Consider the following 18921-nt stretch of genomic DNA (forward strand, 5'->3'; position numbering starts at 1 on the left):
TGCTTTTCCAGGGCTTGTAGGCCCACCGGTGCTGTGGTCACGCCGCTCATCGTGACGGTCCCGGTGGTGTAGTCGACACGGCGGCCGTCGGCGTAAGTGCGCGTGGTGCGGCTCTTCTTGACGCCCCAGTCCCAGTCCTTGGCCGTGCGCTCGTTCACACCGACCTTCCGGGCCGCCACTCGGCGTGCGACACCGGCGGCCCGAAGCCGCTCGTACTCGTCGCGCCCGGGGTGCCGCCGCGGCAGGCGCACCGAGGTCCGTCCGGCCTTCCGGGCCCATCCGAAGGCGGTGTTCCGGTTCACTCCCAGCTCACGCGCCACCACGCTCACGTTCCCCACGGCATCCAGCCGCGCAAGGAAACACTCCCTCAACCCCGCAAGATCATCGCGTCCAACGGCCACGGTCCTCGCAACTCCCACAGATCGCGGGTGTTGCGAGGACCGTTAGAACCCAAGCCGCGCGGGGGCCTTCACCGTTTACTCCTCAGGGGGCGCCGCGGTCTTCCGCCGGCGCCGCCCGTCGTGGGTTCTGCCGTCCGTCGTGGGTGCCTCGGTTGTGCCTCAGTCGAAGATCGGGCCCACCGTGCGGGTGCGCTTGATCTCGTAGAAGCCGGGGATCGAGGCGACCATCAGCGTGCCGTCCCACAGCTGGGCGGCGGCCTCGCCCTTAGGGGCGGGGGTCACGACCGGGCCGAAGAAGGCGACCTGCTCGCCGTCCGCGCCGGGGACCGCGATGACCGGGGTGCCCACGTCCTGGCCGACCAGGTCGATGCCCTCCTTGTGGGAGGCGCGCAGCTCGGTGTCGTACGCGTCGGAGTCGGCGGCGTCCGCGAGGTCGGCGGGCAGTCCGGCTTCCTCCAGGGCGGCGACGATCGTCTCGCGGTTCTTCTCCAGGCCCTGGTTGTGGAAGCGGGTGCCGAGAGCGGTGTAGAGCCGGCCGAGGACCTCGCTGCCGTGCTTCTGCTCGGCGGCGATGCAGACCCGGACCGGGCCCCAGGCGGTCTTCATCAGCTCGCGGTACTGCTCGGGCAGTTCGTCGGCCCTGGGCTCGTTGAGCACGGCCAGACTCATCACGTGCCAGCGCACCTCGACCGGGCGGACCTTCTCCACCTCCAGCATCCAGCGCGAGGTCATCCAGGCCCAGGGACACAGCGGGTCAAACCAGAAATCAGCAGGAGTCTTGGCGGTTTCGGTCACGATCTCTCCTCGAACGGACAGCTGTGGAAAAGCGCTATGTGTTCCAGATGTGTTCCAGGAAACACGGCCGGGCGTGGCGGCCATTCCCCGATTCCCGTTGTCAGTGCCGCGTGACATGATTTCGCATGCTCAATGTCCGATATTCGAGACGATGACGAGGGAGCCGCGTCTTGCCCGGCGAGAACCTGACCCGTGACGAGGCCCGCGAGCGCGCGCGGCTGCTGACCGTGGACTCGTACGAGGTGGCGCTCGACCTGCGGTCCGCGGTCGCCGAGCACACCGGCACCGGACCGCGCACCTTCCGCTCGACGACCACGCTGCGCTTCCGCTGCGCCGAGCCCGGGGCCGCGTCCTTCGCCGATCTGCTCGCGCCGCGGGTCACCGCCGTGCGGCTGAACGGCCGGGAGCTCGACCCCGAGACCGTCTTCGACGGCGCGCGGATCGCCCTCGACTCCCTCGCCGCGGAGAACGAGCTGGTGGTGGACGCGCAGTGCGCCTACAGCAGGACCGGCGAGGGGCTGCACCGCTTTGTCGACCCCGAGGACGGCCAGGTCTATCTCTACACGCAGTACGAGCCGGCCGACGCCCGCCGCGTCTTCGCGAACTTCGAGCAGCCCGACCTCAAGGCCCGGTTCACCTTCTCGGTGACCGCCCCGCAGGACTGGACGGTGCTCAGCAACGGCGCGGTGGCGGAATGCGAGCCGTGGGGCGCGGGTGACGGGTTCGCCACCACCCGTTTCGCGCCTACCGAGCCGATCTCCACGTACATCACGGCGGTCGTCGCCGGTCCGTACCACTACGAGCGGGACGACTACAGCCGCACCCTGCCGGACGGCTCCACCCTGGAGATCCCGCTGGGCGCCCTGTGCCGCGCCTCGCTGGCCAAACACTTCGACGCGGACGACGTCTTCACCGTCACCAAGCAGGGCCTGGACTTCTTCCACGACCACTTCGACTATCCGTACCCCTTCGGGAAGTACGACCAGGCGTTCGTGCCCGAGTACAACCTGGGCGCGATGGAGAACCCGGGCTGTGTGACCTTCCGCGAGGAGTTCATCTTCCGCGGAAAGGTCACCCAGGCCTCGTACGAGCACCGGGCCAATGTGATCCTCCACGAGATGGCCCACATGTGGTTCGGCGACCTGGTCACCATGGAGTGGTGGGACGACCTGTGGCTCAAGGAGTCCTTCGCGGACTTCATGGGCGCCTTCTCGCTCGTCGAGTCGACCCGCTTCACCGACGGCTGGATCACCTTCGCCAACCGCCGCAAGGCCTGGGCCTACCGCGCCGACCAGCTGCCGTCCACCCACCCGGTCACGGCCGACATCCGCGACCTGGAGGACGCCAAGCTCAACTTCGACGGGATCACCTACGCCAAGGGCGCCTCCGTCCTCAAGCAGCTGGTGGCCTACGCCGGGCGGGACGCCTTCCTGGAGGGCGCGCGCCGCTACTTCAAGCGCCATGCGTACGGCAATACGCGCCTGGCCGACCTGCTGTCGGTGCTGACCGAGACCTCCGGCCGGGACATGGCTTCCTGGTCCCGGGCCTGGCTGGAGACGGCCGGGGTCAATGTGCTCACCCCCCAGGCCACCTATGACGCGGCCGGCCACATCACCGAGCTGTCGATCGTCCAGGAGGCCGCCTCCGCCGAGCATCCGACCCTGCGCCCGCACCGGGTCGCCGTCGGCCTCTACCGCCGGGCCGGCGCCGCGGCGGGCGAGCCCAGCGCGCTGGTGCGCTACGCCCGGGCCGAGGTCGACGTGGACGGCCCCCGTACGGTGGTGGCCGAGCTGACCGGGGCCGAGCGGCCCGATCTGATCCTGGTCAACGACGACGACCTGACGTACTGCAAGGTCCGCTTCGACGAGGCCTCGCTGGACACCCTGCGCGCCCACCTGGGCGAGCTGACCGACCCCCTCGCGCGGGCGCTGTGCTGGTCCGCCCTGTGGAATCTCACGAGGGACGCGCTGATGCCCGCCCGTGACTTCCTGGACCTGGTGGAGCGCTTCGGCGGGGCGGAGACCGACATCGGCGTGGTGCAGATGGTCCAGGCGTGGGCCCAGTCCGCGCTCCAGCACTACGCGGCGCCCGACTGGCGCGAGGAGGGCGGCCTGCGGGTCGCCGAGGGCGCGCTGCGCGAGCTGCGGCTGGCCGCGCCGGGCAGCGGCCATCAGCTGGCCTGGTCGCGGTTCTTCGCCCAGACCGCCGCCACCGACCTGGACCAGCGGGTGCTGCTGGGGCTGCTGGACGGCACGGCCCGGATCGATGGGCTGGATGTCGACCAGGAGCTGCGCTGGACGTTCCTGGCCTCCCTCGCCGCCCAGGGAGCGGCCGGCGCGTCGCTGATCGCGGCGGAGCTGGCCCGCGACGACACCGCCTCCGGCAAGCGCCACCAGGTGCGCTGCCTGGCCGCCCGGCCGTCGGCCGAGGTCAAGGCGGAGGCGTGGGCGTCGGTCGTGGAGTCGGACGCGCTGTCCAACGCGCTGGTGGAGGCCACCATCGCGGGGTTCGCCCAGCCCTCGCAGGCGGAGCTGCTCGCGCCGTACGAGGACCGGTACTTCGCCGTCATCGAGCGGGTGTGGCGGGAGCGGTCGATCGAGATCGCCATGTCGATCGTCCGCGGCCTGTTCCCCGCGCAGGGCGACGCCAGGACCCTGGAGGCGGCCGACGCCTGGCTGGCCGGCCACCCGGACGCGGCGCCCGCGCTGCGCCGGCTGGTCCTGGAGGCGCGGGACGATCTCGCGCGGGCGCTGCGCGCACAGGAGTGCGATGCCCGCTCGGCCGTCTGACGGGTCGCCGTCGGCGCCGCTCGCCGGCAGGGGGTCGTTGTCGGCGGATCAGGTGTTTTCGGCACTCGAACGCCCGTACTTTAGGGCAGTGTTGTCCGTATTTGTCGACGAGTGTGTAACAGCGGTTAGCGGGCCGGGCGGGCCCGGGAATGGCGGGGTCATGAACTCCGACACCCCGCTCTCGCCCCGCCCGCTGCACCACCTCCCGGGCGGCGGGCGCAGCGTCCTGACGAGCCGTCAGCTCCGTGAGCACGGCGTGACGGCGGCCGAGGCCGCCGAGCGCTGCCGCCCCGGCGGCCCCTGGCAGCGGATCCTGCCGGGCGTCCATCTGCTCCATCCCGGCCCCGCCACCGGCGAGGAGCGGCTGCACGCGGCGCTCCTGTACACCGCGAGCCGGGAGCGCCCGGACCACCCGCAGGGCACCGTGCCGGCGCCCGGGGCGGGCGGGCCGTACGGCGAGGCGATGATCACCGGGCTGGCGGCGCTGGCCCTGCACCGCTTCTCCGCCGCCCCCTCGCTGCGCGCCCTGGACCGCGTCGACGTGCTCGTACCGCGCGCACGACGGCTGCGCGGGGCCGGCTATGTGCGCTTCGTCCGCGCCGCCGCCCTGCCCCGGCCCCGGCAGATCACCGGTCTGCCGACCGCCCCCGCCTCCCGCGCCCTCGCCGACGCGGTGGCCCGGCTGTCCGACGCCCCGGCCGTCCGCCGGCTGCTCATCGAGGCCGTACGGCACGGGCACTGCGAGGCGTCGTCCGTCGTACGGGAGCTGAGCCGGGCCCGGCTGCTGTCCCGGCCGCATGTCGTCGACGCCGTCGACGCGCTGCTGGCGGAGGGGCGGACCATGGCCGAGGCCCTGCTGTACAACATGGTGCGCGGACACTCCCTGCCCGAGCCGCTGTGGAACGTGGAGCTGCGGCTGCCCGGCGGCTCCCTGCTGGCCGGGGTGGACGCGTACTGGCCGCTGCAGGCCGTGGCGCTGGAGATCGACGCGCGCACCCCCCGCCAGGGCGGCGGGCACGACCCGCTGGGCGGCCTCACCCCCGCCGGCGAGCACATGGAGCGGCTGGGCATCACGGTCGTGCGCGTCACCCCCAAGAAGCTCCGCGAGTCCCTGGACGCGCAGGCCGCGGTGGTCCGCACCGCGCTGATCGCGTCCGTCGACCGCGTGCCCGCGCCCTACGTCGTGATCCGGCCCAGATGAGCGACGGGCCGGATGAGCGACCGGCCGGATGAGCGACCGGCCGGATGAGCGACGGGCCGGATGAGCGGCTGCGCCGGGGCGCGGGCCGCGGGGCGTCAGGTCACGGCTTGCGCAGCAGCAGCTCGGTGTTGCGGTCGCCCGCGTCGCCCGCCAGGGCCTGGCTGCGCCCCGGGGCGTTGTAGGACAGCTCGCGGTAGAGCGCGGCGAGGCCGGTCTGGGACAGGTCGGAGTGGTCCGCGCGGCGCGGCGCGGCCGACTCGACGAGGGTGGTGAACAGCGACAGCGTGCCGTCGTGGTTGTCCACGACCTCGATCACCCGGGCCAGCTGGGGGAAGTCCACGTGCGAGGCGGTGGTGATCTCCCAGAAGGTGGAGCGCGGGGTGATCTCGTTCTTGTGGCTGTGGCCGTTGATCCACGCCAGCACCTGGGGGTGGCGCTGGAAGAGGGCCACGATCTCGTCGCCGCCGTGCCGGGCCTCGCGCGGGCGGGCCGGGTCGCGGTTCAGGTTGTCCATGCTGCGGCTGTAGTGGTGGCTGAAGACCAGGATCCGGTCGTCCTTGTGGGCCTTCAGCGTCCGCTCCAGCCAGCGCAGCTGGGCGGTGCCCAGCGAACCGGTGTAGTGGCCGCCCGGGTCGGTGGTGTCCAGGCTGATGCCGAGGAGGCCGTCGGATATCCGGAACGAGTAGTAGCAGGTGCCCTCGTCGAGGTTGGCCTTGGTGTAGCCGTGGCCGACCGGGCCGGGCCCGGTGTGGGCGGGGTCCAGGTGGGCTGCGACGAAGTCGCGCTGGGAGAAGGGCGCGCGGCGCTCGTCGGGCGTGACGGTGCGCATGTCCTTCGCGTGCGCGCGCAGCAGCTCCTTCATGACCTTGCCCGTGGGGTCGCCGCCCTTGCGCTCGTCCTTGAAGCGCTCCTTGGCCTCGGCGGCCGGGATGATCTGGAGCTTGCGGCTGCCGGTGGCGAGGTCCGCGAAGTAGGAGCCGCCGAAGGAGTAGACGCCGCCGGACAGGTCGTCGTGGTTGCCGATGGTCGAGTACCACGGCAGCCGCAGCCCGGGGCTGTTGACGGTGCGCAGCGCGGCCTCGAGGAAGCCGTCGATGTGCGGGAAGCCGAGCTGCTTGTCGGCGTCGCGCAGCGCGCTCTCCGGGTGCCAGAACGCCTTGAGCCCGCTGTTCTGCACGCCCTCGTAGCGGCGCGGGTCGCCCGTGTTGGGGGTGATCCGGCCGCCGTTCATCACGCCCAGGAACCAGTCCAGCTCGATCCGGGCGTTGTTGTCGGTGTTGTCGCCCGTGGTCATGACGAAGGAGAGCGGGGAGCCGGTGGCGGGACCGCCGCGCAGCCCGTTGACCCGCTCGATGAGGGACGCGGCGCCGACCACGGTCAGCGCCTCGTGGGGCCGCCAGGCGCCCGGCCGCCCGGCGCGCAGGAACTCGTAGCGCAGCGGGTGCTGCACATCGGTCAGGTGCAGATCCGTGAGCTGCACGAAGGAGGCGAGCGTGGTGCGCCGGTCCTCCCGGCCGCCCTTGGCCCCGGCGAGCTCGGTGCGTACGGTACGGGCCCAGGCCGGGCCGTCGCCGAGCCGGCGGTAGGGGCCGCTGCCGCGCGGGGCGGAGAAGGTCTCCAGCGTGGTGCCGGCCTTCGAGGGGAGCGCGGGGGCGCTGACGACCCTGCGGGCGGCGGCGCGCACCTGGGGCGGCTGCGAGGCGGTCGCCGAGCCGCTGCCGGGCCCGAAGGCGAGCCCGAGGCCCGTCGCGGCACTGGCGGAGGCGGCGGCGACCAGGAGGGTGCGGCGGTCGAGGGCGGCGTGGGCGGCGGACCGTATGCGGGACATGCGGGATCTCCCCGAGTGGATGCGCGGCAGCGGTCGGGCAGCGAGCTGCCCTGTCACCTCGGATCGTTGGCAGCGGGGATGGCCTGCGAGTTAACGATGCGGCAACGCCCGCCGCCGAAATACGCACGTGGATCTTGGCGGCAGCAAACGGTCATCCCGCACTACGCCGCCGGAATCCCGCCGCTCACCCGGAGTTCACCGGGCCTGGGAACGCCCACAGAACTTCGGAATGGGGCACGCGCGGTGTGTGCGCGGCCCACGCCCGGCGCGGGCCCGCCCCAGGCACTGGACAATGAACCGTCCCAGGCATCCGGACAACGGACCGGAGAATGGATTGGACAAGGTCACCCGGGCCACCCGCATGATGGGAGGCACGCCGGCCACCCAGCAGCAGGCACAGAACGTGAAGGAGCGCGTCGTGAGGATCGGAATCGTCGGAGCCACCGGCCAGGTCGGCGGGGTCATGCGGAAGATCCTCGCGGAGCGGGACTTCCCGGTCGAGGAGCTGCGGCTGTTCGCCTCGGCCCGCTCCGCCGGGCGCACGCTCCCCTGGCAGGACACCGAGATCTCCGTCGAGGACGCGGCCACCGCCGACTACTCCCGGCTGGACATCGCCCTGTTCTCCGCGGGCGGAGCCACCTCCCGGGCGCTGGCGCCCAAGGTCGCCGCGGCCGGCGCCGTGGTGATCGACAACTCCTCCGCCTGGCGGATGGACCCCGAGGTGCCGCTGGTGGTCTCCGAGGTCAACCCGGACGCCGCCGCTCACCGCCCCAAGGGCATCATCGCCAACCCGAACTGCACCACCATGGCCGCCATGCCGGTGCTGCGCCCGCTGCACGAGGAGGCGGGGCTGACCGCCCTGGTCGCCACCACCTACCAGGCCGTGTCCGGCTCCGGCCTGTCCGGGGTGGAGGAGCTGGACGGCCAGGCCCGCAAGGTCATCGACGGCGCGACCGCGCTGACCCACGACGGGTCCGCCGTGGAGTTCCCCGAGCCCGCCGTCTACAAGCGCCCCATCGCCTTCAATGTGCTGCCGTTCGCGGGCAACCTCGTCGACGACGGCCGCTTCGAGACCGACGAGGAGCACAAGCTCCGCAACGAGTCCCGCAAGATCCTCGGCATCCCCGAGCTGAAGGTCTCCGGCACCTGCGTCCGCGTCCCCGTCTTCACCGGCCACTCGCTTCAGGTCAACGCCCGCTTCGCCCGTCCGCTGAGCGTGGCGCGCGCCTACGAGCTGCTGGCCGGGGCCCCCGGCGTCGAGCTCTCGGAGATCCCGACCCCGCTGCAGGCGGCGGGCAAGGACGCCAGCTTCGTGGGTCGTATCCGCGTGGACGAGACGGTCGACAACGGCCTCGCGCTCTTCCTGTCCAACGACAACCTCCGCAAGGGGGCCGCGCTCAACGCGGTCCAGATCGCCGAACTGGTGGCGGCCGAGCTCAGCTGAGCCGGCGCCCCCTCGGCCCGGTGCGCGTCACCGTTCCGGGCACCTGACGGTGGCGCCCCGCGGCGCCGGGCGATTACCGCGGGCGGCGGAGGGGCCTTGCGTGGAAGGATGGCCGAAACGTCGTATTCGAAGGAGATGCCCAGGTGCCTGGAACGAACCTGACCCGCGAAGAGGCGCAGCGGCGGGCGCGGCTGCTCAGCGTCGACTCGTACGAGATCGAGCTCGATCTCTCCGGCGCCCAGGAGGGCGGCACCTTCCGGTCGGTCACCTCAGTGCGCTTCGATTCGGCGGAGGCGGGCGACTCCTTCATCGACCTGGTCGCGCCCACCGTGCACCAGGTGGTGCTCAACGGGTACGAGCTGGACGCGGCCGAGGTCTTCGCGGACTCCCGGATCGCGCTGAGCGGCCTGCAGGAGGGGCGCAACGAGCTGCGGGTCGTCGCGGACTGCGCGTACACCAACACCGGCGAGGGCCTGCACCGCTTCGTGGACCCGGTCGACCAGCAGGCCTACCTCTACACGCAGTTCGAGGTGCCGGACGCGCGCCGGGTGTTCGCCAGCTTCGAGCAGCCGGACCTGAAGGCCACGTTCCAGTTCACGGTGACGGCTCCCGAGGGCTGGACGGTGATCTCCAACTCGCCGGCGCCCGAGCCCAAGGACAACGTCTGGCGCTTCGAGCCGACGCCGCGCATCTCGACGTACATCACCGCGCTGATCGCGGGCCCGTACCACAGCGTGCACAGCAGCTGGGAGGGCGAGGGGCGGTCGGTGCCGCTGGGCATCTACTGCCGTCCCTCGCTCGCCGAGTTCCTGGACTCGGACGCGATCTTCGAGGTGACCCGGCAGGGCTTCGACTGGTTCCAGGAGAAGTTCGACTACGCCTACCCCTTCGCCAAGTACGACCAGCTGTTCGTGCCCGAGTTCAACGCGGGCGCGATGGAGAACGCGGGCGCGGTCACCATCCGCGACCAGTACGTCTTCCGCTCCAAGGTCACGGACGCGGCCTACGAGACGCGGGCGGAGACCATCCTCCACGAGCTGGCCCACATGTGGTTCGGCGACCTGGTGACCATGGAGTGGTGGAACGACCTGTGGCTGAACGAGTCGTTCGCCACCTTCACCTCCATCGCCTGCCAGGCGTCCGCGCCCGGCAGCAGGTGGCCGCACGCCTGGACCACCTTCGCCAACTCGATGAAGACCTGGGCCTACCGGCAGGACCAGCTGCCCTCCACCCACCCGATCATGGCCGAGATCCGCGACCTGGACGACGTCATGGTCAACTTCGACGGCATCACCTACGCCAAGGGCGCCTCCGTCCTCAAGCAGCTGGTCGCCTACGTCGGCGAGGAGGAGTTCTTCAAGGGCGTACAGGCGTACTTCAAGCGCCACGCCTACAAGAACACCCGCCTGTCCGACCTGCTCGGCGCGCTCGAGGAGACCAGCGGCCGGGACCTGAAGACCTGGTCGAAGGCGTGGCTGGAGACGGCGGGGATCAACATCCTGCGCCCGGAGATCGAAACCGACGCCTCCGGCACCATCACCTCCTTCGCGGTGCGGCAGGAGGCCCCGGCCCTGCCCCCCGGCGCCAAGGGCGAGCCTCTGCTGCGCCCGCACCGCATCGCGATCGGCCTGTACGACGTCGACGCCACCGGCAAGCTGGTGCGCGGCGAGCGGATCGAGGTCGACGTGGACGGCGAGCTGACCCCCGTGGCCACCCTGGCCGGCCGCAAGCGCCCGGCCGTCATCCTGCTCAACGACGACGACCTGTCGTACGCGAAGGTGCGCCTGGACCCGGACTCGCTGGCCGTGGTCACCGAGCACCTGGGCGACTTCGAGGCCTCCCTGCCGCGCGCCCTGTGCTGGGCCTCGGCCTGGGACATGACCCGCGACGGCGAGCTGGCCACCCGCGACTACCTCTCCCTGGTGCTGTCCGGTATCGCCAAGGAGTCGGACATCGGCGTCGTCCAGTCGCTGCAGCGCCAGGTCAAGCTGGCCCTCGACCTGTACGCGGCCCCCGACTGGCGCGAGAGCGGCCTGGCGCGGTGGACCGAGGCCACCGTGGACCACCTGCGGGCCGCCGCCCCCGGCAGCGACCACCAGCTGGCCTGGGCGCGGGCCTTCGCGGACACCGCCCGCACCGACGCACAGCTCGACCTGCTGGCGGGGCTGCTGGCGGGCACCGAGACCATCGAGGGCCTGGCCGTCGACACCGAGCTGCGCTGGGTGTTCCTGGAGCGGCTGGCCGCGACCGGCCGGGCCGACGGGGCCTCGGTCGACGCGGAGCTGGAGCGGGACCGCACCTCGGCGGGCGAGCGCCACGCGGCCACCGCACGCGCCGCGCGGCCGACGCCGGAGGCGAAGGCCGAGGCGTGGGCGTCGGTCGTGGAGTCCGACAAGCTGCCGAACGCGGTGCAGGAGGCCGTGATCCGCGGCTTCGTCCAGAGCGACCAGCGCGAGCTGCTGGCCCCGTACACCGAGAAGTACTTCGCCGCGGTCAAGGGCGTGTGGGAGGGCCGCAGCCACGAGATGGCGCAGCAGATCGTGATCGGCCTCTACCCGACCGTCCAGATCTCGCAGGCGACTCTGGACGCGACCGACGCCTGGCTGGCCTCCGCCGAGCCCAGCGCGGCGCTGCGGCGCCTGGTCACCGAGTGCCGCGCGGGCGTCGAGCGTGCGCTTCGGGCCCAGGCGGCGGACGCTGCCGCGGCGGGCTGACGGCACGTACGAGGGCGCCCCGGACCGGGCCGGTCCGGGGCGCCCTCGTATCTGGTCCCGCGCGTCTGGTCCCTAGCGTCTGGTCCGCCGCGTCCGGTCCCGCGCGTCTGGTCCGCCGCGTCCGGTCCCGTTGCTCAGACGCGGTCGGCGCGGGCCGCGCGGCGGGCGAGCATGGCCTCGCGCCGCTCGTCGAACTTGGTGGCCTGGGCGTCCAGGCCCCCCATGTACAGCCCCAGCTCCTCCTGCGCCTTCAGCCCCTCGCCCGTGAGCCCGGAGATCTCCAGCACCTTGAGGAAGCGCAGCACGGGCTGCAGCACGTCGTCGTGGTGGATGCGCAGGTTGTAGATGCCGCCGATGGCCATCTGCGCCGCGGCCCGCTCGAACCCGGGAATGCCGTGGCCCGGCATGCGGAAATCGACCACCACATCGCGGACGGCGCTCATGGTCTGGTCGGGCGCCAGTTCAAACGCCTTCGCCAGCAGATTCCGGTAGAAGACCATGTGCAGGTTCTCGTCGGTCGCGATGCGGGCCAGCATCCGGTCGCAGACCGGGTCGCCGGAGTGGTGGCCGGTGTTGCGGTGGGATACGCGGGTGGCAAGCTCCTGGAAGGCCACGTACGCGACGGAGTGCAGCATGCTGTGCCTGTTGTCGGACTGGAACCCCTCGGACATGTGGCTCATCCGGAACCGCTCCAGCTCGACCGGGTCGACCGCGCGGCTGGTCAGCAGGTAGTCACGCATGACGATGCCGTGCCGGCCCTCCTCCGCCGTCCACCGGTGCACCCAGGTGCCCCACGCGCCGTCGCGGCCGAAGAGCGTGGCGATCTCGTGGTGGTAGCTGGGCAGGTTGTCCTCGGTGAGCAGATTGACCACGAGCGCGATCCGGCCCACGTCGGTGACCTTGGACTGTTCGGGCGCCCATGCCTCGCCGCCCATCACGCCGTCGAAGTTGCGGCCGTCGCTCCACGGCACGTACTCGTGCGGCATCCACTCCTTGGCGGCCTTCAGATGCCGGTTGAGCTCCACTTCGACGACCTCTTCGAGCGCGTACAGCAGGCGGCTGTCGCTCCATACGGCCTGACCGTGACGGCGAGTGGGGGCAAGGGTCACAGGGGGCTCCTGGGGACATCGTGCGATGCGTAACCTACGGGGCCGTAGGTTTGACTTACGGCTCCGTAGGTTACGACACCGTAGGTTAAAGCGAAAATAAACGGCCGGGCACGCACCGGGAAAAGGCGTGGGAAAGCGCCTGAAAGACGCACCGGGAAACCGCTTGGGGAGACGCGTGGGAAACGGCGGGAAAACGTGACGAGGGCGCCCGCCGGCCTCCAGCCGGGGGCGCCCTCGTCACGGCGTCCTCTGTGTCAGTTCGTATCAGGTCGCGTCAGTCACTGCGCTTGCGCGTCTTGTCGCCGAGCATCACCAGACCGGCGATCACGACGAACAGCACGATGGGAGCGACCACATAGAGGCCCAGCGTCTCGGCGACGCTCAGGCCCGGACCCGGGTCGTCACCGTCGTCGCGGAACGCGAACGCGGGGGACGACACCATCAGCATCGCCGTCGTCGCGGCGATGACGGCACCGGCGCGAACGGCGTTCTTTTTGACCTTGTTGCTCACGGACTCACGGTATCGGACGCCCTCGCGCCCCGCGTGCCCGGGGTGGGCTTGCCCCGGCTCCCAGGCCCCGTCTCCCCCGTCTCCCCGGTCTCTCCGGGCCCGCCCCCGCGCCGCGCCACCCTCGCCACCTCTCCCATCAGGGCGTGCAGCCGCGGCGAGACCACCAGGTCCTCCAGCGATACGGGACGGCCGGCCGCGTCCGCGATGGGCAGCCGCCAGTTCGGATACTCGTCCCAGGTCCCGGGCAGGTTCTGCGGGCGCCGGTCCCCCACCGTGTCCGGCAGCCACACGCCGACCAGCTTCGCCGGGGTGCGCAGCAGAAAGCGGTGGACCGCCTTGACGGCCGCCTCCTCGTCGCCCGGCCCCTCCGGCAGCATCCCCAGCCGCCCCAGCAGCGCCAGCCACTCCGCGAGCTCCACCGCGTCCGCGGCCCGCTCGAGCGCGAGCGGGCGGGCGAGCAGGCCGAGCCGGTGGCGCAGCTCGACATGGTCGCCGGTGAGCCGGGCGGCGGTGCTCGGCAGGTCGTGGGTGGTGACGGTGGCCAGACAGTCGACGCGCCACTCCTCGGGCATCAGCGGCCGGGCGCGGGTGGGCGCGGCGCCCCTGGGCCGCTCACTCGCGTCGCCCCCGCCGGGCCCGCTGACCTCGCCGGCCTCGCCGTTTCCGCTGGGGTCGTCACTCCCGCTGACCCCGCTGGTCTCGCCGTCCTCGCCGGCGTCGCCGTCCCCACCGCCCCCGCCGTTGTAGTTCCGCTCGAACCACAGCACCGACGTGCCCAGCACCCCCCGCGCGGCCAGCGCCTCCCGCACGCCCGGCTCCACCGTCCCCAGGTCCTCGCCGATGACCGCCGCCCCCGCGCGGTGCGCCTCCAGGGCGAGCACGCCGAGCATGGCCTCCGCGTCGTAGCGGACGTAACAGCCCTCCGTCGGCTCCCGCCCCTCCGGCACCCACCACAGCCGGAACAGGCCCATCACATGGTCGATGCGCAGCGCGCCCGCGTGCCGCAACAGCCCGCGCAGCAGGTCCCGGTAGGCGGCGTAGCCCGTGGCGGCCAGGGCGTCCGGCCGCCACGGCGGCAGCCCCCAGTCCTGACCGCGGGAGTTGAACGCGTCGGGCGGAGCGCCGATGGACATCCCGGACGCGAAGACGTCCCGCAGCGCCCAGGCGTCGGCGCCCGACGGATGCACCCCGACCGCCAGGTCGTGCACCAGGCCGATGGCCATCCCGGCGTCGAGCGCGGCGCGCTGGGCGGCGGCCAGCTGCCCGTCCGTCAGCCAGGCGAGCCAGCAGTGGAAGTCGGCCCGGTCCAGGTGCTCGCCCCGGGCGCGGGCCACCGCGGCGGACCGGGGGTCGGCCAGGCCGCCCGGCCAGGCGCGCCAGGCGGGGCCGTGGATCTCGGCGAGCGCGCTCCAGATCGCGTGGTCCTCGAGGGCCTGGCCGCACTCGGCGAGGAAGTCGCAGTAGGCGGCCCGCCGGCCGGGGCTCAGCGGCACGGTCCGCACCAGCTCCAGGGCCTCCCGTTTGAGCGCCCACACCGCGTCCCGGTCGATCAGCGCGCCCTCCTGGAGCACGGCGGTGCGTAAGCCGGCGGCCCGCTCCAGCAGCTGGTCGACGCGGTCGCGCGCGGGGCCGCGCAGCTGGGCGTACTCGGGCACATCCTCGACCCGCAGATGCACCGGGTCGGGGAAGCGGCGCGAGGAGGGGCGGTACGGGGAGGGGTCGGTGGGCTCGGCCGGCGTGCCGGGCACGGCCGCGTGCAACGGGTTGAGCTGGACGAACCCGGCGCCCAGCGCCCGGCCCGACCAGGCGGCGAGATCGGCCAGGTCGCCGAGGTCGCCCATCCCCCAGGAGCGCGCGGACAGCAGGGAGTACAGCTGGACGAGGAAGCCGTGGCTGCGCGCCGAGGGCGCCGGCATCCGGTCGGGGGCGACGATCAGGGTGGCGGTGGCCGAGCCGCCATCGGGGGCGTGGGCGCGCACGGTGTGGCGGCCCAGGGGGAGCGCGGAGGCCGCCGGGCCGTCGGCCGCGGGCCGCCAGTCGAGCGCCGCGCCGGCGCCGTTCTCGGGCTCGACCCGCAGCACGGTGCCCTCCGGCAGCCGCAGCCGTGGCGGCCGGCCGGGGCGCACCACCAGGCAGGGCGGCAGCAGCCGGGTGCGCTCCTCGCGCTCGTGCCGCTCCAGGGCGGTCTGTACGGAGTGGGGGGTCGAGGCGTCCACGCCGAGCGCGGCGAGCACAGCGACGACGGTGTCGTCGGGCACCCGCACGGTGTGGCCGGGGGCGGGCTCGTAGGAGGTGGCGACGCCGTGCAGCTCGGCGAGGAGCGCTCTGCCCATCAGGACTCCATTCAGAACTCCATCGGCCCCATGCCCGCTCCGGCGCCGTACGCGGCGGTGGTCGGCTCGCTGGTCAGCGGCAGTTCGGCGGCGAGCGGGGGCTCGCTGGTCAGGGGGGCGATGTCGATGGGCGCGGGCTCACTGGTGAGCGGCGCCTCCGCGTGCAGACCGGAGCCGGATCCCTCCAGGCCGCACAGGCCGCAGTCGGGGTGGGAGACCCCGGCGAACGGGTCGGGCTCCCCCGGTCCGGATGCGGTCTCGGTCACAGGTTTGGACTGAGCAGAGAGCAGAAGCTGAGCTGACGCGGCCACACGGGCCTCCGTGGGGTGTCGGCAGTGGGACAGGGCAGGCCTACCCACTGGAGGCGGTCGCAGACGTAACCGGCCCCCGGACGTGCCTCAGGTCACATCCCCTGAAGCAGACGATTTCACGGTCACAAGGGGTCCGAGGCACATAGCTTACTGACCAACCCGACATTCCGGCGTCAGACTTTCACCAGCCATGGTGCGCTCCCAGCCACCTCGGACCACCCCGGCGACGCGCCCCCGCCCCGCCGAAGTACTCATCTCGCCACATCCCACACCTGGCATTACCGGCACTTCGGGCACCGCCGTTGACACCCTCACGCGCGCGATGGTGGGCTCGCGCCTACCAGGGCTACACCTAGGCGAACCACCAGTCCGTATCGAGGAGAAGCCCGTGCAGCTGCGGGGAAGCCGAGGTCGAACATCGAGGGCGGCCGGCGCCACGGCCATGGCCGCCGCCGTCATCGGCGGACTGCTGGGCGGCGCGCCGGGCGCGGCCGCCGCACCCGGGGACCACGGAGCCCCCGGCGCCGCGACGACGGACCGCGAGAGCGACGGCGGCCTGCCGCCCGTATGGCCGCGCCCTCAGTCGCTGCGCGCCCAGGGATCCGGCGTGAGCGTGAGCAAAGAGGTCACGCTCGTCGCCGACGCCGACTCCGACCCGTACGCGCTGGACGCGCTGCGCGCCCTGCTGCACGACGCCGGGGCGCACATCGTCAACGAGGCCACCGAGCCCGTCCCCAAGGGCATGCCGCCGGCGGACGGACTGGTGGTGCGCGTCGGCGGGAGGGGCGCGCTGAGCGCGCTGAGCGCCCTGGGCGCGCCCGAGCGCGGCGATCTGCCCTCCGGCGGCTACCGCCTGGCGACCGGCCGGGCGGCCGGGGTGGAGACGGTCGCGCTGTCCGGCGTCGGCCCGGACGGCCTCTTCCACGCCGTCCAGACGCTGCGCCAGCTCCTGGTCCGGCCCGCGCACGGCGCGGGCCGCTTCCCCGGGGTGACCGTGCGCGACTGGCCCGCCGCCACCGTGCGCGGCACCACCGAGGGCTTCTACGGCGAGCCCTGGTCCCACCCGGACCGGCTCGCCCAGCTCGACTTCATGGGCCGTACGAAGCAGAACCGCTACCTGTACGCGCCCGGCGACGACCCCTACCGCCAGGCCCGCTGGCGTGACCCGTACCCCGCCGAGCGGCGCGAGGAGTTCCGGCAGCTGGCCGACCGGGCCCGCCGCAACCACGTCACCCTCGGCTGGGCGGTCTCCCCGGGCCAGGAGCTGTGTTTCTCCTCCGCCGACGACCGCAGGGCGCTGCTGCGCAAGGTGGACGCCATGTGGGCGCTCGGGGTGCGCGCCTTCCAACTCCAGTTCCAGGACGTCAGCTACAGCGAGTGGCACTGCGGCGCGGACGCCGAGGCCTACGGGTCCGGTCCCGAGGCGGCGGCCAGGGCGCAGGCCGAGGTCGCCAACGCCGTCGCCGAGCACCTGGCCGCACGCCACCCGGACGCCGTCCCGCTCTCGTTGCTGCCGACCGAGTACTACCAGGACGGCACCACCGACTTCCGGCGCGCCCTGGCCGACCGGGTCGACCCCGGCGTGGAGATCGCCTGGACCGGCGTCGGGGTGGTGCCCAAGACCATCACCGGGAGCGAACTGGCCGGTGCGCGCGCCGCGTTCGGCCACGCGCTGGTCACCATGGACAACTACCCGGTCAACGACTACGCCCAGGACCGTGTCTTCCTCGGCCCGTACACCGGGCGGGAGCCGGCCGTCGCCACCCAGTCCGCGGGGCTGCTCGCCAACGCCATGGAGCAGCCGACCGCCTCCCGCATCGCGCTGTTCACCGCCGCCGACTTCGCCTGGAACCCGCGCGGCTACCGCCCCCAGGAGTCCTGGCGGGCGGCCGTCGACGACCTGGCCGGGCCCGATCCCCGCGCCCGCGCGGCGCTGCGCGCGCTCGCCGGAAACGACGCGTCCTCGGTCCTCGGCGGCGAGGAGTCCGCGTATCTGCGCCCGCTGATCGAGGCGTTCTGGACCGCGCTGGCCGAGGGCGAGGGGCGGCGGCTGGACCGGGCGGCGGACCGGCTGCGCTCGGCCTTCACCACGATGCGGGACGCCCCCGACCGGCTCGATACGACCCTGGGCGGCGAACTGGGCCCCTGGCTGGACCAGTTGGGGCGCTACGGCGACGCCGGGGCGCGGGCTGTGGATATGCTCACCGCCCAGGCGCGCGGCGACGGCTCGGCGAGCTGGTCGGCCAGGACCGCGGTGCAGGAGCTGCACGAGAAGATCGCCGAGAGCCGGGTGACGGTGGGCAAGGGCGTCCTGGGCCCCTTCCTGAAGGAAGCCCTCGCCCGGGCCGACGCCTGGACGGGCCTGGACGGCGCGGACGCCGGGTCGCTGCACACCTCCAAGGCCCAGCGCGCCGCCGCCGACGGCGACGCGGCGACCTCCCTGGCCGCCACCGGCCCGGTCACGGTGCGCTTCGACCGCGCCCGCCCGCTCGCCGCCGTCTCCGCGCTCACCGGCCGCGCGGCCACCTCGCCCGGCACCGTCTGGGCCCATGTCCCGGACGAGGGCTGGCGGAAGCTCGGCGCGGTCTCCGGCAGCGGCTGGACCCAGCTCGCCGGCCGGGGCATACGGGCCGACGCGCTACGGCTCGCGTGGGAGGCGGGCACGACACCGCCCGACGTGCACGAGATCACCCCGTGGTTCGGCGACACCCCGGCCGCGGAGCTGCATCTGTCCCGGGACGCCGTCGACGCGGAGACCGGCGGCAGCGCCGTCGTCGTCGAGGCCCGCGTCACCCCGCGCCGCCCCGAGGACATCCACGGCAAGCTGACCGTCCACGCCCCGCGCGGCGTCCGCGTCAAGGCCGACAAGGCGGTGACGGCCCGGCGCGGGAGCACCGCGACCGCCCGGATCGAGGTTTCGATCCCGGACGGAACCAAAGCGGGGACCTTCACCGTCCCGGTGCGCTTCGGCGACCAGGAGAGCGTGCTGACCGTACGGGCCTTCCCGCCCACCGGCGGCCCCGACCTGGCCCGCGCGGACGGCGCGAAGGCCACGTCGTCGGCCGACGAGACCGCCGACTTCCCGGCCTCGGCCGCGATCGACGGCGACCCCGCCACCCGCTGGTCCTCCCCCGCCGACGACGGCGCCTGGCTGCAGCTGGAGCTCGCCCGCCCGGCCCGGGTCGGCCGGCTCGATCTGCACTGGCAGGACGCGTACGCCACCCGCTACCGCGTCCAGGTCTCGGCCGACGGCCGCACCTGGCGCACCGCGGCCACCGTCTCCGACGGCCGGGGCGGGCACGAGACCGTCCGGATGGACGCACCCGGCACCCGCTTCATCCGCGTCCAGGGCGCCGAGCGCGCCACCCGCTTCGGCTACTCCCTGTGGTCGGTGGCGGCGTACGCGGTGACGACGCACTGACACGGGCCGCGGGCCGCGCCCGGCCCCCGCTCCGCCACGGGGGCCACGGTCCGCGGACCGCCGC

At 73.1% G+C, this 18921-nt stretch carries 11 protein-coding genes and 1 pseudogene; 5 read left to right on the top strand and 7 right to left on the bottom strand.

Annotated elements, in window-relative coordinates; translation table 11 throughout:
- Positions 1–329 (bottom strand): annotated as a pseudogene (locus tag ACFZDL_RS21200) (IS30 family transposase); the annotation flags it as partial.
- 231 nt (positions 330–560) lie between these two features.
- Complete coding sequence (locus ACFZDL_RS21205) at positions 561–1196, bottom strand: DsbA family protein (protein ID WP_353594147.1); 636 nt, start codon at positions 1194–1196, stop codon at positions 561–563.
- A gap of 170 nt (positions 1197–1366) precedes the next feature.
- On the opposite strand from ACFZDL_RS21205, the gene pepN (ACFZDL_RS21210) reads away from it, so the two are divergent.
- Both pepN (ACFZDL_RS21210) and ACFZDL_RS21215 read left to right on the top strand, forming a co-directional pair.
- Positions 1367–3985 (top strand): aminopeptidase N, encoded by a 2619-nt coding sequence (pepN, locus tag ACFZDL_RS21210; protein WP_353594146.1) that lies wholly within the window; start codon positions 1367–1369, stop codon positions 3983–3985.
- 160 nt (positions 3986–4145) lie between these two features.
- On the top strand, positions 4146–5186 hold the full coding sequence (locus ACFZDL_RS21215; protein ID WP_353594145.1) for a hypothetical protein: 1041 nt from the start codon (positions 4146–4148) through the stop codon (positions 5184–5186).
- Between the two features lie 100 nt (positions 5187–5286).
- On the opposite strand, the gene ACFZDL_RS21220 is transcribed toward ACFZDL_RS21215, so the two are convergent.
- Positions 5287–7014, bottom strand: a complete 1728-nt coding sequence (locus ACFZDL_RS21220; protein ID WP_353594144.1) for a TIGR03767 family metallophosphoesterase — start codon at positions 7012–7014, stop codon at positions 5287–5289.
- 418 nt (positions 7015–7432) lie between these two features.
- Between ACFZDL_RS21220 and ACFZDL_RS21225 the strand changes: the two genes are divergently transcribed.
- On the top strand, positions 7433–8458 hold the full coding sequence (locus ACFZDL_RS21225; protein WP_353594143.1) for an aspartate-semialdehyde dehydrogenase: 1026 nt from the start codon (positions 7433–7435) through the stop codon (positions 8456–8458).
- A 143-nt stretch (positions 8459–8601) separates the two neighbouring features.
- Positions 8602–11172 carry an aminopeptidase N gene (pepN, locus tag ACFZDL_RS21230; protein WP_353594142.1) on the top strand — a complete coding sequence of 857 codons (2571 nt, stop codon included), beginning with the start codon at positions 8602–8604 and terminating at the stop codon, positions 11170–11172.
- Between the two features lie 134 nt (positions 11173–11306).
- Here pepN (ACFZDL_RS21230) and ACFZDL_RS21235 read toward each other — a convergent pair whose 3' ends face one another.
- The 4 genes from ACFZDL_RS21235 to ACFZDL_RS21250 all read right to left on the bottom strand — a co-directional run bounded on the left by ACFZDL_RS21235 (position 11307) and on the right by ACFZDL_RS21250 (position 15436).
- On the bottom strand, positions 11307–12281 hold the full coding sequence (locus tag ACFZDL_RS21235; protein ID WP_353594141.1) for an acyl-ACP desaturase: 975 nt from the start codon (positions 12279–12281) through the stop codon (positions 11307–11309).
- Between the two features lie 274 nt (positions 12282–12555).
- Positions 12556–12792, bottom strand: coding sequence for a hypothetical protein (locus ACFZDL_RS21240; RefSeq protein WP_353594140.1), 237 nt, complete (start codon positions 12790–12792; stop codon positions 12556–12558).
- Entirely contained in the window at positions 12789–15125 is a 2337-nt protein-coding gene (gene malQ, locus ACFZDL_RS21245) for a 4-alpha-glucanotransferase (RefSeq protein ID WP_353594139.1), read from the bottom strand. The genes ACFZDL_RS21240 and malQ overlap by 4 nt, the downstream gene beginning before the upstream one ends.
- Positions 15126–15136: 11 nt before the next feature.
- The gene (locus ACFZDL_RS21250) at positions 15137–15436 is read right to left on the bottom strand and encodes a hypothetical protein (protein WP_353594138.1); all 300 of its coding nucleotides are present in this window, start codon (positions 15434–15436) and stop codon (positions 15137–15139) included.
- A 442-nt stretch (positions 15437–15878) separates the two neighbouring features.
- On the opposite strand from ACFZDL_RS21250, the gene ACFZDL_RS21255 reads away from it, so the two are divergent.
- A complete protein-coding gene (locus ACFZDL_RS21255; RefSeq protein WP_353594137.1) occupies positions 15879–18857 on the top strand; it encodes a beta-N-acetylglucosaminidase domain-containing protein in 2979 nt (992 codons plus the stop codon).
- Positions 18858–18921 lie beyond the last annotated feature (64 nt).

This window comes from Streptomyces sp. NPDC007917 (assembly GCF_042959105.1).
Taxonomy (GTDB): domain Bacteria; phylum Actinomycetota; class Actinomycetes; order Streptomycetales; family Streptomycetaceae; genus Streptomyces.

Coding starts and splice junctions, on each gene's coding strand:
- ACFZDL_RS21215 (WP_353594145.1), top strand. CDS start 4,146: ATGAACTCCGACACCCCGCTCTCGCCCCGCCCGCTGCACCACCTCCCG.
- ACFZDL_RS21220 (WP_353594144.1), bottom strand. CDS start 7,014: ATGTCCCGCATACGGTCCGCCGCCCACGCCGCCCTCGACCGCCGCACC.
- malQ (WP_353594139.1), bottom strand. CDS start 15,125: ATGGGCAGAGCGCTCCTCGCCGAGCTGCACGGCGTCGCCACCTCCTAC.
- ACFZDL_RS21255 (WP_353594137.1), top strand. CDS start 15,879: ATGGCCGCCGCCGTCATCGGCGGACTGCTGGGCGGCGCGCCGGGCGCG.